This window comes from Vibrio sp. Y176, assembly GCF_033438945.1.
Window position 1 is genome coordinate 1 of sequence record NZ_JAWOQS010000917.1, and the last position, 569, is coordinate 569.

Consider the following 569-nt stretch of genomic DNA (forward strand, 5'->3'; position numbering starts at 1 on the left):
TGCCAGTAAAGCGCCGGCTGCTGAACCCCCAACCGTTCCGCCAGTTTGCGTGTCGTCAGACCGTCTACGCCGACCTCGTTCAACAGGTCCAGGGCGGCACGGATCACTGTATTCGGCTGCAACTTTGTCATGCTTGACACTTTATCACTGATAAACATAATATGTCCACCAACTTATCAGTGATAAAGAATCCGCGCGTTCAATCGGACCAGCGGAGGCTGGTCCGGAGGCCAGACGTGAAACCCAACAGACCCCTGATCGTAATTCTGAGCACTGTCGCGCTCGACGCTGTCGGCATCGGCCTGATTATGCCGGTGCTGCCGGGCCTCCTGCGCGATCTGGTTCACTCGAACGACGTCACCGCCCACTATGGCATTCTGCTGGCGCCGTATGCGTTGATGCAATTTGCCTGCGCACCTGTGCTGGGCGCGCTGTCGGATCGTTTCGGGCGGCGGCCGGTCTTGCTCGTCTCGCTGGCCGGCGCTGCTGTCGACTACGCCATCATGGCGACAGCGCCTTTCCTTTGGGTTCTCTATATCGGGCGGATCGTGGCCGGCATCACCGGGGCG

At 59.9% G+C, this 569-nt stretch carries 2 protein-coding genes; one reads left to right on the top strand and one right to left on the bottom strand.

The window, feature by feature from the left end:
• A partial coding sequence (locus R7O13_RS29395; RefSeq protein ID WP_229764966.1) for a TetR family transcriptional regulator occupies positions 1 to 131 on the bottom strand: 131 nt, incomplete at its 3' end.
• A 105-nt stretch (positions 132 to 236) separates the two neighbouring features.
• Here R7O13_RS29395 and R7O13_RS29400 point away from each other — a divergent pair.
• Positions 237 to 569: MFS transporter (locus R7O13_RS29400; protein ID WP_318305529.1), on the top strand; the 333-nt coding region annotated here is incomplete at its 3' end.